Below are 1,355 nucleotides of genomic sequence, written 5' to 3' on the forward strand. Positions count from 1 at the left end.
TGGTCGAGGAAGGCCCGGTGGACCGGCGTGAACGCCTGCACCGAGGCCAGCTCGATCACGCCGAGCACCTGCTCCTCCACCACGATCGGCAGCACCACCACCGAGGCGGGCTCGATCGTGCCGAGACCGGTCGAGATCCGGACAGAGCCGGAGGGCACGTCGTCGACGGCGATGACCCGGCGGCTGCGGGCGGCCTGGCCGACCAGCGCCTCGCCGAGCCGGAACCTCGTGGGCCTGCCGGGGTCGGCCGGGTAGCCGTAGGCGCTGATGAGCTGCAGCTCGTTCTCCTCGGCCAGGAAGAACGCGCCGTACTGGGCGCTGACCAGCGGGGCCAGCTCGTTCATCACCAGCTCGGCGACGGCCGCCAGGTCGCGGTGGCCCTGCATGAGACCGGACATGCGGGCGAGGTTGGACTTGAGCCAGTCCTGCTGCTCGTTGGCGGTCGTGGTCTCGCGCAGCGACTTGACCATCGAGTTGATGTTGTCCTTCAGGTCGGCCAGCTCGCCCTCGGCGTCGACCGTGATCGAGCGGGTCAGGTCGCCGGAGGTGACCGCGCTGGTGACCTCGGCGATGGCGCGGACCTGCCGGGTCAGGTTGGCGGCCAGCTCGTTGACGTTCTCGGTCAGCCGCTTCCAGGTGCCGGACACGCCCTCGACCTCGGCCTGGCCGCCGAGCCGTCCTTCGCTGCCGACCTCGCGGGCCACGCGGGTGACCTCGGCGGCGAAGGAGGACAGCTGGTCGACCATCGTGTTGATGGTGGTCTTCAGCTCCAGGATCTCGCCGCGGGCGTCGACGTCGATCTTCCTGGTCAGGTCGCCGCGGGCGACGGCCGTGGTGACCTGGGCGATGCTGCGCACCTGGTTGGTCAGGTTGTCGGCCATCGAGTTGACGTTGTCGGTGAGGTCCTTCCAGGTGCCGGCCACGTTCGGGACGCGGGCCTGGCCGCCGAGCTGGCCTTCGGTGCCGACCTCGCGGGCCACGCGGGTGACCTCGTCGGCGAACGCGCTCAGCGTGTCGACCATGGTGTTGATCGTCTGGGCGAGCGCCGCCACCTCGCCCTTGGCCTCGACGGTGATCTTCTGCGACAGGTCGCCGCGGGCGACGGCGGTGGCCACCTGGGCGATGCTGCGCACCTGGCTCGTCAGGTTCGACGCCATGACGTTGACGTTGTCGGTGAGGTCCTTCCAGGTGCCCGACACACCCCGCACCGTCGCCTGGCCGCCCAGGTTGCCCTCGGTGCCCACCTCACGCGCCACCCGCGTCACCTCGTCGGCGAAGGCCGACAACTGATCGACCATCGTGTTGATGGTCTCCTTCAGCTCCAGGATCTCCCCACGCGCATCCACCCGGATCTT

At 69.8% G+C, this 1,355-nt stretch carries 1 protein-coding gene; it reads right to left on the reverse strand.

Going from position 1 to position 1,355, the window contains the following annotated elements; translation table 11 throughout:
- The coding region (locus ABZ444_RS51430) for a HAMP domain-containing protein (RefSeq protein ID WP_358012714.1) at nucleotides 1-1,355 on the reverse strand (1,355 nt) is incomplete at both ends.

The sequence above is a fragment of the Nonomuraea sp. NPDC005730 genome, from assembly GCF_040630865.1.
Lineage (GTDB): Bacteria > Actinomycetota > Actinomycetes > Streptosporangiales > Streptosporangiaceae > Nonomuraea.